The sequence below is a fragment of the Nocardioides sp. R-C-SC26 genome, assembly GCF_021246465.1.
Classification (GTDB): Bacteria; Actinomycetota; Actinomycetes; order Propionibacteriales; family Nocardioidaceae; genus Nocardioides.
Map to the genome: position 1 here is coordinate 1 of NZ_JAHRHK010000020.1, position 12,738 is coordinate 12,738.

General features: G+C 72.5%; 11 protein-coding genes. 2 read left to right on the forward strand and 9 right to left on the reverse strand.

What is annotated here, in order from left to right; all coding sequences use genetic code 11:
* From KSO97_RS15390 to KSO97_RS15400, 3 genes are all read right to left on the reverse strand, one after another.
* The coding region (locus KSO97_RS15390; RefSeq protein ID WP_232680422.1) for an amidohydrolase family protein at window positions 1-1,518 on the reverse strand (1,518 nt) is incomplete at its 3' end.
* The gene (menC, locus tag KSO97_RS15395; protein ID WP_232680424.1) at window positions 1,515-2,708 is read right to left on the reverse strand and encodes an o-succinylbenzoate synthase; all 1,194 of its coding nucleotides are present in this window, start codon (window positions 2,706-2,708) and stop codon (window positions 1,515-1,517) included. The genes KSO97_RS15390 and menC, both read right to left, overlap by 4 nt.
* Window positions 2,705-3,502: a hypothetical protein gene (locus tag KSO97_RS15400; RefSeq protein WP_232680426.1), complete on the reverse strand. Its 798-nt coding sequence runs from the start codon at window positions 3,500-3,502 to the stop codon at window positions 2,705-2,707. The genes menC and KSO97_RS15400 overlap by 4 nt, the downstream gene beginning before the upstream one ends.
* Window positions 3,503-3,598: 96 nt before the next feature.
* Here KSO97_RS15400 and KSO97_RS15405 point away from each other — a divergent pair, with 96 nt between their 5' ends.
* A complete protein-coding gene (locus KSO97_RS15405; RefSeq protein WP_232680428.1) occupies window positions 3,599-5,257 on the forward strand; it encodes a CdaR family transcriptional regulator in 1,659 nt (552 codons plus the stop codon).
* Here the strand turns inward: KSO97_RS15405 and KSO97_RS15410 are convergent.
* The 6 genes from KSO97_RS15410 to KSO97_RS15435 all read right to left on the reverse strand — a co-directional run bounded on the left by KSO97_RS15410 (window position 5,218) and on the right by KSO97_RS15435 (window position 11,929).
* Window positions 5,218-5,613 (reverse strand): DUF3017 domain-containing protein, encoded by a 396-nt coding sequence (locus KSO97_RS15410; protein ID WP_232680429.1) that lies wholly within the window; start codon window positions 5,611-5,613, stop codon window positions 5,218-5,220. The two genes, KSO97_RS15405 and KSO97_RS15410, sit on opposite strands and share 40 nt — an antisense overlap.
* Before the next feature lie 14 nt (window positions 5,614-5,627).
* The gene (locus tag KSO97_RS15415) at window positions 5,628-6,479 is read right to left on the reverse strand and encodes a bifunctional methylenetetrahydrofolate dehydrogenase/methenyltetrahydrofolate cyclohydrolase (protein WP_232680430.1); all 852 of its coding nucleotides are present in this window, start codon (window positions 6,477-6,479) and stop codon (window positions 5,628-5,630) included.
* Window positions 6,480-6,722: 243 nt separating this feature from the next.
* Entirely contained in the window at window positions 6,723-7,970 is a 1,248-nt protein-coding gene (locus KSO97_RS15420; RefSeq protein ID WP_232680431.1) for an MFS transporter, read from the reverse strand.
* Window positions 7,971-8,187: 217 nt separating this feature from the next.
* Window positions 8,188-9,786, reverse strand: coding sequence for a bifunctional phosphoribosylaminoimidazolecarboxamide formyltransferase/IMP cyclohydrolase (gene purH, locus KSO97_RS15425; protein ID WP_232680432.1), 1,599 nt, complete (start codon window positions 9,784-9,786; stop codon window positions 8,188-8,190).
* 109 nt (window positions 9,787-9,895) lie between these two features.
* On the reverse strand, window positions 9,896-10,525 hold the full coding sequence (gene purN, locus KSO97_RS15430) for a phosphoribosylglycinamide formyltransferase (RefSeq protein WP_232680433.1): 630 nt from the start codon (window positions 10,523-10,525) through the stop codon (window positions 9,896-9,898).
* Window positions 10,526-10,567: 42 nt separating this feature from the next.
* Window positions 10,568-11,929, reverse strand: coding sequence for a DUF6350 family protein (locus tag KSO97_RS15435; protein WP_232680435.1), 1,362 nt, complete (start codon window positions 11,927-11,929; stop codon window positions 10,568-10,570).
* Window positions 11,930-12,128: 199 nt separating this feature from the next.
* Between KSO97_RS15435 and KSO97_RS15440 the strand changes: the two genes are divergently transcribed.
* Window positions 12,129-12,738, forward strand: a 610-nt coding sequence (locus tag KSO97_RS15440) for a hypothetical protein (protein WP_232680437.1), incomplete at its 3' end; no start/stop codon positions are given.

Consider the following 12,738-nt stretch of genomic DNA (forward strand, 5'->3'; position numbering starts at 1 on the left):
GTGGGCGTACGCGGCGGGACCGGCGACGGCGAGGGGGTCGAAGGCGACGAGGTCGGCGACGGCTCCGGGCCGCACCACGCCGCGGTCGGGAACCCCGAACGCCGCGGCCGGCAGACCGGTCATCCGGTGGACCGCCTCAGGCCAGTCGAGCACACCCCGTTCGCGCACGTAGCGCGCCAGGACCCGCGGGAAGGTGCCGTGGAGCCGAGGGTGGGGGCGAGAGCCGAGCGTAGGCGGCAGACCGTCGGAGGCGACGATGGTCGCCGGGTGCGCGAGCACGCCGACGACGTCCTCCTCGCACATGGAGTGCTCGACCATCACCGCGCGTCCGCGTTCGCGGAGGAGCACGCCGACCAGCGCGTCGAACGGGTCGACGCCGTCCCGCTCGGCGAGAGCGGACAGGCTGAGGCCCTCGTCGGCACCGGAATCGGTCGCCGCGACGACGATGCCGCTCCAGCCGGCGGCCGCGACCGGGTTGTCCCAGGCGTGCGGGCCGGGCGCGTCGAGCTCGCGGCGGATCCTGTCGCGGTCCGCCGGCGTGTCGAGCCGTGCCAGCGCCGCCACCGTTCCGCCGGCATGCACCCACGGTGGCAGGCACGCCGCGAGCGCGGTGGACGCCGCGGTGTAGGGATAGACGTCCTGGTGCACCCGCGCTCCCCCGTCGCGGGCGTGGTCGAGCCGCTTCAGGGCCGTGGCCGTGGCGCCCCAGTTGCGCCGTCCGGTCGCCTTCAGGTGTGAGAGCTGGAGCCCGCATCGGGCGCCGGCGACGGTGTGGATGGCCTCCGCGACGGCCTCCAGCATCAGGTCGGACTCGTTGCGCACGTGGGTGGCGTAGACCCGCGAATGATCCAGGACCGTGGCCAGGGCACGCAGCTCTTCGGGACCCGCGTACACGCCGGGCGGATAGATCAGCCCGGACGAGAGACCGACCGCCCCCGCGGCGCAGGCGTCGTCGAGCAGGCTCTGCATCGCGCGCAGTTCGTCGGCCGAGGCGGCTCGCGCCTCGGAGCCGACGATCGCCTCTCGGATCGCACCGTGGCCGATCAGGTGCATCGTGTTGGTGATCTGGGTGCCACGGTCGAGCCGGGCGAAGTAGGCGTCGACGTCATGCCAGTCGGACTCGACGCCCCCGGCGCTCAGCCGCTGGGCGACCTCGCTCGTGCTGCCGGCCGCGGAGGCAGCGCCGAGCGGGGCCAGGGACACGCCGCAGTTGCCGACCACCTCGGTGGTGACGCCCTGGAGGATCTTGCTGGTGTCGGGCTGAGCGAGCAGGGCGGAGGCGTCGGCATGGGAGTGCACGTCGATGAAGCCCGGGCAGACCATCAGGCCCTCGGCGTCGAGCACCCGCAGCGAGTCGAATCCGGCCGGCGGCGGGTGCGCGTCACGGGCGGGTCCCTCGCCCGGTCCCCGGTCGAGCACCGCGTCGACGCGGCCGTCGACGACGACGAGGTCGGCCGGCCGCTCGGGCGCCCCCGTGCCGTCGAGCACGCGCGCCCCGCGGATCAACCACCTCGTCACGACGGGGTCCACGTGTGTCGGCGGCGGGTCACCGCGGCCAGCGCGTCGTCGTCCACCGCGACACCGATGCCGGCGCCGGTGGGCACGGCGATCGCACCGCCGTTCAGCTCGAACGGCGTCGTCAGGTCGCGCGCGTAGTAGCGGTCGGACGCCGAGACGTCGCCGGGGAGCGTGAAGCCGGGCAGCGCTGCGAGTGCCAGGTTCGCCGCCCGTCCGATGCCGGTCTCGAGCATCCCACCGCACCACAGGGGCACCCCGGAGCCCAGCGCCCACGCGTGCAGGTGCAGCGCCTCGAGGTACCCACCCACCCGAGCCGGCTTGACGTTGACGATGTGGCACGCGCCGAGCTCGACCGCGCCGCGAGCGTCGCGAACCGAGCGCACCGACTCGTCCAGGCAGATCGGAGTGGCGAGGTGACGAGCGAGTGCGACGTGACCGGCAAGGTCCTCGGCAGCCAGCGGCTGTTCGACCAGCAGCAGGTCGAACTCGTCCAGCGCGACGAGTGCCGCGACGTGCTCGGCGACGTCGATCCGATAGGCGGCGTTCGCGTCGACCTGCAGAGCGATGTCCCCGAAGGAACGGCGCACCTCCCGTACCGGATCGACGTCCCAACCGGGCTCGATCTTGAGCTTGATCCGTACGTAGCCCCGGTCGACGTACTCGGCCACCTCGGCGAGCAGCGCGTCGAGCGAGTCGGCGATACCGACCGAGACGCCGGCGGGAACCCGGGCCTGCGGCGTGGCCCCCGCGGGGAGCGTCTGCGCGAAGTGGTCGACGAACGACCTTCCGATGGCGCGCAGACCGGCGTCCAGGAGCGCCGTCTCCAACGCCGCCTTGGCCATCCGGTGTCCGGCGATCGGGGCGAGCAGGTCCGCGACACCGCCCGCCGACCAGCGCCGGCCGCTGGCTGCGAGCCTCGGCAGCAGGTGTTCGAGGAGGACGTGCTCGGCGCCGGCCAGGTACTCCTCGGAGTAGAGCGGCTCGGGGTCGGCGGCGCACTCGGACCACCCCACGACGCCGTCGGCGGTCTCGACGCGGAGCAGGAGGGCGGCCCGTGTCGTCGACGTGCCGAAGGAGGTGCGGAAGGGGCGCACGAGCGGCAGGCCGACCTCGACCAGGTCGATCCGCGACGGCGTCAGCGCGAGCGGATCCTCGGCGAGGTCGAGCCGCTCGAGCGTCGAGGCGCTCACCCGACCACCGCCGTCTGTGCCGGCGCACCGCAGAGGCGGTACCAGCCGCCGCGCGTGAACCCGCTCACGCGATGGCCCTCGTCCATCAGCCCGCCGAGCCAGGCTCGGGTCAGCTCACGCCAGATCGGCACGCTCGGGTCGCGGGCGGCGCGGAGGGCGACGATGTCGTCGGGCACCCGGACCCAGGTCGTCGTCAGACCGCCTTCGTCGGGCTCGGACTCCAGCACCGCCACCTCCCCATCGGGACCCTCGATGGCGCGACGCCATGTCGCGTTGCGATCCGGATCCGCGAGGTCGGTGCGGGGTGAGGCCGATGCCAGGTCCCATACGAGCACCCACCGGTCGCTGCGGTCGCCCGCGTTCATCTCGTCGGCCATCTCGCCGAAGAAATCGGGCTGGTAGGCCACCGCGTCGGCACCGAGACGCCCGAGGTTGAACCAGGCATTGCGTCGGACGAGCGGGTCGAACGTCCAGCGCATCGTGCTCGCACCACGATCACGAGCCCAGGACCGCTGATGCCTCTTGATCGCGGCACCGAGCCCACCCCGCGCGTGAGCGGCGACCCCGACGAGCAGCGAGTACGAACTCGACGGCTCGGCGCCGAGCAGGCAGACGCCGGCGCCGACCACATCCCCGGCCCCGTCGGTGGCCACGGCCACCTGGTGACCTGCATGTGCCAGGCCGACCAGCACGTCCAGCGGCATCGGCGACTCCGAGGTGGCTCCCCACACCCGACGGAACAGCACCTCGACCTGGGCCAGGGTGGCCAGATCGTGGCTGTCACGGATGAGCATGGCGTGATGCTGCTGGAGGCAGACGCTTCCTGTCATTGTCGGATCCAACAACCTCACTGCTGGACAGGTATGTGATCACACAATTAATCTGCGCCGATGCGCACCCAGGTCACCGCGGGAGAGCTCGCCGACCGCCTCGCCGACAGTGGGATCCGACTCGTCGGTGGCGACCCGACTGCACCGGTGCGCGGCGTGGGATGCACCGTGCACGATCCGGTCGCTCCCACCACCGGTCCGGCGTCGGGGGTCGTGCTGGGGGTCGGCGTGCGGATCGACGATCTCGGCACCCTGCGCGCCCTGGCCGATTCCGGCTACGACGCGGTCGTGCTGCGCACCGAGCCGGGCGCGCGTCTCGACGACGCACCGCTACCCGTGCTGGGTGCACCACCCGAGGCCGCCTGGCTGCATCTGGACTCGCTGATCGGCACCGTGCTCCAGCGCCTCGAGCCCCGGGACGGCAGCGAGGACCTCTTCGAGATGGCGAACTCGGTCGCAGCCATGGTCGGAGGAGCGATCGCCATCGAGGACCCGGCCCGCAAGGTGCTTGCCTACTCCACCCTTGCGGGGCAGGTCATCGACGAGGATCGACGAGCCGCGATCATCGGGCGCCAGGTGCCCGACCTGCCCGAGAACGACCGTCAGTACGCCAGCGTCTACGCCGCCCACGGTCCGGTGCACATCCGCGGCGAACGGCCCGGAGACCTGGACCGGGTCGCCGTCGCGGTGCGCGCGGGCGGCCAACTGCTCGGGTCGCTGTGGGCCATCGACGTCGGCCTGCCCGCACCCGGCGCCCCCGACTCCGCTGCCCCCGACGATCCCGCGGCCGAGGGATCCCCGGACCGCCGGGTGAGCGCGATGGGCGAGGACGAGTTGATGATCCTCGGCCGTGCCGCGGAGATCATCGCGTTGCACCTGCTCCGCGTGCGTACTGCCGCGGAGGTGATGCACCGGCAGCGCGCGGACCTGACGCTGCGCGCCCTCGGCGGTGGCCCGGACGCCGAGCTCTCGGTACGGCGGCTCGGGCTGGACCAGGGCGGCCCCTTCACCGTCGTCGCCCTGACCTCGACCACGTGGACCACCGATCTGGAGCAGATCGCCTGGCAGCGCTTCCTCGGGGTCGTCTCGGCCTATCTCAGCGGCTGGCAGAGCCGCTCCGGACTCGCCACGGCCGGCACGACCGTCTACGTGCTGCTCAGTGGCCCGATCGTCACCGAGATCGATCGCGTGGCGAGCAACGTCGACGTCATCGTCGAGCGCGGGCTGCGCCTGGGCCTGCATCTGCGTGGCGGCGTCGGGGGTGCTGTCGAGCGGCCAGATGCGCTGGATAGGTCGCGCGACGACGCCGATCTTCTCGTGCTCCTGCCCCGACGCGAGGGAGAAGGGCCGCTGATCACCGCCGACGCGTGCCGGAGTCGACTCTCCCTGTTCACTCTGGCCCGACTCGCGACCGACGAGCCGCGGCTGCTGTCCCCGACAGCGCTGTCGATGTTGGAGCACGACGCACGCCGCGACACCGAGTTCGCCACGACGATCCGGATCTGGTGCGAGCAGGGCATGGACGTCGCGGCGACGGCGCGGTCGCTGACGGTGCACGTGAACACCGTGCGATACCGACTGGCTCGCGCTCGCACGCTGTTCGGCATCGGCGACGATCCCGACGATCTGCTCAGCCTCTGGCTCACCCTGCGCCTGACGGCCTCCGGGCAGATCGCCGATCAGCCCGGCTGGTCGGGGATGCTGCCGGCCAGCCAGTAGAGCGCTGCGCCCACGCCGACGAGCAGCGCGACGTCGATGAGCCGGTGCCGGACAGCGAGCATGCCCGCGTCGCGCTGGGGCAGGACGAGTCGCAACAGCCCCGCCGTCCCGAGGCAGCCGGCGAGGATGCGCACACCCCAGCGCCACTCGTGCGCCATCACGACCGCCACCGCCAGGGTCGCCACCACCAGAATCGCGATGTAGAACGCGCCGCCGATCGTCGAGGGGTAGCGCCTCGGCTCCTCGTCCGGTGGCTGGTCGTCACCGGCGTCCGAGAGCGCTGCTGCCGAACTCAGCGCCTCGTCGGGCTCGCCGGGGTCGCCGGGCTGGCGGAGACCCTCGGACTCAGTGGACATCGCGGACACCGGCCTCAGCCGAGCTTCGCCTCGGCCATCGCGACGATGTTCGACAGCAGCATCGCGCGGGTCATCGGCCCCACACCGCCGGGGTTCGGCGAGACCCAGCCGGCGACGTCCCAGACGTCGTCGGCGAGGTCGCCGGCGATCTTCCCGTCGACGCGCGAGACGCCGACGTCGAGGAGCGCCGCGCCGGGCTTGACCATGTCGCCGGTGATGATGCCGGGCACACCCGCCGCGGCGACCACGATGTCGGCCTTGCGGGTGTGCGCGGCGAGGTCGCGGGTGCCGGTGTGGCACAGCGTCACGGTCGCGTTCTCCGAGCGACGGGTCAACAGCAGGCCGAGCGGGCGACCCACGGTGACCCCGCGGCCGACCACGCACACCTCCGCGCCGTTCAGCGGTACGTCGTGACGACGCAGCAGCTCCACGATGCCGAAGGGCGTGCACGGCAACGGCGCCTCGGTGCCGAGCACCAGCCACCCCAGATTGGTCGGATGCAGGCCGTCGGCGTCCTTACGGGGGTCGATGAGCCCGAGCACCCGATTCTCGTCGCGGCCCCGCGGGAGCGGCAGCTGGACGATGTAGCCGGTGCACGTCGGGTCGGCGTTGAGCGCGGCGACGTGCTCCTCGATCTCGGCCTGGCTCGCCGTCTCGGGCAGATCCACACGGATCGACTCGATGCCGACCTCGGCGCAGTCCTTGTGCTTGCCACCGACGTACCACCGCGAGCCCGGGTCGTCACCGACCAGCACCGTTCCCAGGCCCGGCGTCACACCTCGCTCGCGCAGCGCGGCGACCCGCACGCGCAACTCGTCCTTGATAGCCGCTGCGGTAGCGGTGCCGTCCAACTTCTGCGCACTCACGCGCGGAGTCTAGTGGTGCGTCCGAGACGTTCTGAAACGGTTGGCGCGCTCCCGGTGCGTGCAGCGCAAGGCGCCGGCGCGCAGCCATACCGGGTCGTCTCGCAAGCGCCGGCAACGCCGCGGGGTGCGTGCCGGGGGGTGCGCGAAGCGCATCAGAACCTCCCGGACGTGCCGCTAGTGCCGCACCCGAGCGCTCACCTTTCGACCTCGGCGCAGTGTGCCCAGGCGGTCGCGGACCCGGCGTCAGGAGCCGATCGGTGCACCGATCCGCACCAGGTGGCGCTCCGCGGCGCGCGCCGCCGGGTGCGAGACGGCTGCCGCCGTGACGGCGATGACGGCGATCACGGCCCAGCCGGGCGTACCCCAGTGCAGGGCCAAGAAGGTGTAGAGCGCCGGGAAGATGATCGGCTCGATCTGGTAGCCCATCCCCCACACGCCCTGATAGTCGCCGAGCCGGCGGTGGTCGGAGAGCTCGGCCGCGAACGCCCATCCGGACGCCGACTGCCACAGTTCCGCGCCGGTGATGGTGATGTGGCCGATCCAGATCAGCACGATCGAGACCCATCCGACGGTCTCGTGGGTCACGCCGATGACCAGGCAGGAGAGCACGAAGGCCCATCCCGACCACCGCACGGCGCGCAGGGCGCCGTCGACGGTCTCCGCGCCTCGGGCCGCGCGCACCTGCAGCAGCACGGCGAGCACCGTGTTCGTGCCGAAGAGCCAGGCCAGCAGGGTCTGCGGGGCGTCGGTGCGTTCGACCAGCCACAGCGGCACCACGACGTTGAGCAGCACCTGATTGGAGCTGAGCACGCCGTTGCACACCGCGAGTACCACGAAGCCCGCGTTGCGCAGCGCCGCCGGACCGGCCTGCTCGAGCGCGGTCTGCGTGAGGGCGGGGCGCGCGACCTGCGGAAGGAGGCCGATCATCAGCCCGTTGAGCACCAACAGGCCACCGGTCAGCAGCGGCACGGCGATGATCGCCTCGCGCGTACCGATGCCGAGCGCGATGCCTCCGGCGCCGGCGCCGAGGGTGTAGCCCACGTTGCGTGCCGCGCGCATGTAGGCCATCGAGCGGACCCGCGTCTCGCGCGGGAACACCGCGATCCGGTACACCTCGCGCGCCGAGCGTCCGGCGGTCTCCACGACGGCGAGCACCGCGAGCATCGTGACGAAGAGGGCGAAGCCGTCGATCAGCGGCCAGGTCAGGTACAACGCCGCTTCGGCGAAGGCCGTCAGGACCCACAGCAGTTTGGCCCCGACGCGGTCGCTCAGTCTCCCCAACGGCACCGACAACGCCAGGCTGACCGCGGCGGCCGCCGACATGCCGAGTCCGACCTGCGCACCACTCAGGCCGACGATCTGGGTGAAGAAGACCGCCGTCCCGGTCAGGAACGATCCGGTCGCGAACGCGGACAGGACGCACTGGAACGCCAGGTCGCGCTCCAGCTTCGATGCGGGCAGCAGCCCCGAGAAGAACCCCACCCTCCGCATTGTGCTCCTGCACTCCGCCGCCGCGCCTCCCCGATTCGTCCGTCGCGCAGCCTCGGGCGCGGCGGACCTCCCCGCCGCACCCTCTCGGCCCACCGGGTCTCGACCCGCTTTCGCGACGTCGTCCCTCAGTCGCGGTCGCTGCGGTTCCTGAGGAGCGAGCCCAGCGAGCGTCTCGAAGGGCACCCCCCGACGACCGCACCCGCTCGCGCGGCTGCGATCAGTGGAAGAAGTGGCGGGTGCCGGTGAAGTACATCGTGACGCCGGCGGCCCCGCAGGCCTCGATGGTGAGTTGGTCGCGCACCGAGCCACCCGGCTGGACGATGGCGCTCACGCCGGCCTCGATCAGGATCTGCGGGCCGTCCTCGAAGGGGAAGAACGCGTCGCTGGCAGCCACCGCCCCACGAGCCCGCTCGGCGCCGTCGACCAGGGTGTTGGCCCGCTCGACGGCGAGCCTGCAGGAGTCGACCCGGTTGACCTGGCCCATCCCGATGCCCACCGAGCCGCCGTCCTTGGCCAGCAGGATGGCGTTCGACTTGGCCGCGCGGCACGCCTTCCAGGCGAACGCGAGGTCGGCCAGCACCTCTGGCGAGGCCGCCTCGCCGGTCGCCAACGTCCAGGTGCTCGGGTCGTCCCCGCCGCCGTCGACGACGGCGTCCACCCGGTCGACGGTCTGCATCAGCAGCCCACCGGAGATCGGGCGGGTCTCCACCGCGGCGCCGGAGACGGCGTCCGCGACGAGGATGCGGATGTTCTTCTTGCCGGCCAGGATCTCCACAGCGCCGTCCTCGTAGCCCGGTGCCACGATCACCTCGGTGAACACCTCCGCGACCTGGCGGGCCATCTCGACGCTGACCGGGCGGTTGGAGGCGATGACACCGCCGAACGCCGAGACCGGGTCGCACTCGTGGGCCCGGCGGTGGGCCTGCGCGATGTCGGTACCGACGGCGATGCCGCACGGGTTGGCGTGCTTGATGATCGCCACCGCGGGCTCGGTGAAGTCGCCGGCCGCGCGGCGGGCGGCGTCGGTGTCGACGTAGTTGTTGTACGACATCTCCTTGCCGTGCAGCTGCTCGGCCTGGGCCAGTCCGGTCGGACCGGAGCCGTTGAGGTAGAGAGCCGCCTGCTGGTGCGGGTTCTCCCCGTAGCGCAGGACCGCCGACTTCTCGTAGGTGGCCCCGACCCACGCCGGGAAGCCCGTGCCCTCGGACGTGTCGGTCAGCACCGAGCTCATCCACGAGGCCACCTGCACGTCGTACGTCGCGGTGTGCACGAACGCCTTGGCAGCCAGGGCCTTGCGCTCGTCGTAGCTGAAGCCGCCACCCTGCGCGGCCTCCAGGGCTCGGGTGTAGTCGGCGCCGTCGGTGACGATCGCGACGCTCGGGTGGTTCTTCGCGGCGGCGCGGACCATCGACGGGCCGCCGATGTCGATCTTCTCGATGCAGTCCTCGACGCTGGCGCCCGAGGCGACGGTCGCGGCGAAGGGGTAGAGGTTCACGACCACCAGGTCGAACGGCGCGACGCCGAGCTCGTCGAGCTGCGCGACGTGGGCGTCGAGGCGCCGGTCGGCCAGGATGCCCGCGTGCACCCGGGGGTGCAGGGTCTTGACCCGACCGTCGAGGCACTCGGGGAAGCCGGTGAGCTCCTCCACCTTGGTGACCGGCAGCCCCAGGTCGGAGATCAGCTTGGCCGAGCCGCCGGTGGAGACCAGCTCCACCCCGGCCGCGGCGAGACCTCGGACCAGCTCCTCGAGCCCGGTCTTGTCGAAGACGGAGACGAGTGCGCGCTTGATCGGGATCAGACCGGCGGGGTCGGACATGTGACGGGCTCCAGTTCCGGGGAAGATTCGGATGGAGGAAGCACCCAGGCGGTCGATGCTTCCGGCGTCACTCCCTGGTGGTGGCCCACCCGCGCCAGTCGTGTGGGGCTCAGGATACCGGTGTCGCACGCCCGAAACGCACCCGCCGTCCGTCGATCCGCACGCCCTCGCGGGCCATCCGGCCGACGTTCTCCACGAGCATCGCGCGCTCGGCGACCTTGATCCGCTCGTGCAGGGACTCGACGTCGTCGTCGTCCTCGACCGGCACCGCCGTCTGGGCCACGATCTGCCCGGTGTCGACCCCCGCGTCGACGACGAACAGCGTCGCCCCGGTGACCTTCACGCCGTACGCGAGCGCGTCGGCGGGCCCGTGCATCCCCGGGAAGGACGGCGAGAGGGCCGGGTGGGTGTTGACCGTGCGGCCACCGAAGGCCTCGAGGAAAGCGGGCCCGACGAGCTTCATGAAACCGGCGAGCACGACGAGGTCGGGCTCGTGCTCGGACACGGCCGCGGTCAGCGCGGCGTCCCAGGCATCGCGATCGGAGTGGTCGCCGACTCGCTCGACGAACGTCGGGACGTCGTGACGCTCGGCACGCGCCAGGCCCTCGATCCCCTCGCGGTCGGCACCGACCGCGACGACGCGCGCCCCGTAGGCGTCGTCCTGGGTCGCCTCCAGGAGCGCCTGCAGATTGGTGCCGCCGCCGGAGACGAGGACGACGAGACGGGCTGGCTTCGGCACGCGCTCATCGTAGTGACGCGACCCGGTGGTGCTGTCGATCGGTCAGCGCTGCTCGACGTCGGTGACATCCTCGGTGAGGCCCTCGGCGTCGTCGTCACGGTCGACCGGCTCCGACGTCCCGGCGAGCAACCGGCCGTTCCACCACGTCACGGCACAGGCACCGGCGACGGCACCCAGCACGAAAGCGGGCAGCGCACGCAACAGGGTCTCCATCGCGAACGGACCGACCTCGGCCATCCGGCCGGGCCCGACCGCGCCGCCCGCGACGGCTGCCGCGATGGCCACGAGCACCGCCGCACCCGCGCCGGCGATCACGGCGCGCACGATCGCCTCGTCGTAGCGCACGGTCGGACGACGCCACAGCGACCGCCCGCCCGCGTAGGCGGCGACCAGCGCCGGGAGCACCATCAACCACGGCGTCCAGCCCGGGGTCGGGCCGTTGTCGGGCAGCGCTGCGAGCAACGGCACCATTGGCAACGGGCCGAGCACGACGGTCGTGGGGCTCACCACCGTGCCTGCACCGACGGCGAAGCCCGGACCGAGCAGGTACGAGCCCGTGAACGCGACGGCGTTCGGCACGATCAGCAGCGTCAGCGCGACCACGATGAGGCTCTCGGGGCCCTCCGCGCCGATGAGCGAGAGCACGTTGGCGGCCGTGCTCAGATCGACGGCGAACGAGACGGCGAGCACGACCAGGCAGAGCAGGACCCACGCCACGAGCAGTCGCCGCAGCAGGTCGAGCGTGTCCGCGACCTGCGCAGGCAGGGGCGCCGTCCATACAGCGGCGCGGCCGGATCCCACGGCGATCGCGGGCACGGCCACCGCCAGGCACAGCAGCACCGACCACGCCATCACGTGCCCGGTGTCGGGCGCGGTCGACGGGGTTGCGGCCAGGGTCGCCACCAGCACCGCCGTCACGACGTACCCGGCTGCGAAGACTCCGGCCGTCACGGGCACCACGAGGTCGCGCTGCCCGTCGGCGACGCCGTCGGCATCGGGACCGTGACCCGACACCGACTCGCCGGCGCGCACACCGGATCGCCAGATCGCCCAGGCCGCCACGAGGGTCACGCCCCAGGGCATCGCCGTGATCGCGACGCCGTCGAGCTGAACCCCCGAGCCGTGACCCATCAGCCAGAGCAGCGCGCCGACCCGCAGCCCGTCGCGAGGAGCACCGTGTGCCCCGCCGTCGGTGGCGAACCATCCCATGACCCCACAGGCCAGCAGCACGAGGAGCGGAGCCACCGCCGCCGTCACGCCGGCGAGCGTCGCCACGACCGCGACCGGGCGCCGGGTCGCCAACTCGGCCCGCACCTGGGCCGCGGTACGGCCGGTCGAGCGATCCTTCGTGCGAGCGGCGGAGCCGGATGTCGCGCCGATTCGGGTCGAGGTCCTGGTAGCCATGGCCCCGCCATCTTCACCCGCCGGAGCGGCACCCCGGCGCTGCCACGCCGTCGGCTACCGTGCCCCGTGGCTGTCGCGACCGGTGACGGCGCGGCATGGGCCCACCCGGTGGTCGCCCGTCGTCCGCTGCTCCCGTGCGGCCGTCGGTCGAGGGTCGGCGTGGCCGACCAGGTCAGCGAACGAGCGTGCAGGAGGTGCGATGCGGGATTCCGCCCGGTTCGATGCGTTCTACCGCGACGCCCGCGACCGCCTCCTCGTGCAGACCTTCGCGCTGACCGGCGACAGCGAGGCCGCGCGCCGAGCCGTGCAGCAGGCCTTCGTCGTCGCCGCACACCACTGGCGCAAGCTCGAGCGGATGGACGACCCCGAGACGGTGGTACGGCCGCACGCGTGGCGGCTCGCCCAGCGCCGCGCGAGCACGCGGCTCTTCCACCGCGAGCGCACGGCCGACCCGCAGTCGGCCGCGATCGTCGAGGCCCTGGGGAATCTCCCCACCGCCCAGCGCAAGGCGCTGCTGCTCACCCAGTTCGCGGCGGTCACTATGGAGCAGATGGCTCGCGAGATCGGCCTGCCCTTGGAGCAGGCCGAGCGCGAGCTCCAGCACGGAGCAGCGCAACTCTCGCTCACGCTCGAGGTGCCGGTCGCCGGACTGCGAGCGGCCTTCGACCATCTCGGCACCACCACGACGGCGCCCTGGCCGCGCACCACGATCATCGAGCGCTCGGGGACCCGGCGTCGCCGCGCGCACAGCCTGATCGGCGCGGCGGGCGCCGGCGCCGGCCGCCGGGGGCCGGGGGGCGTCCGCCGTC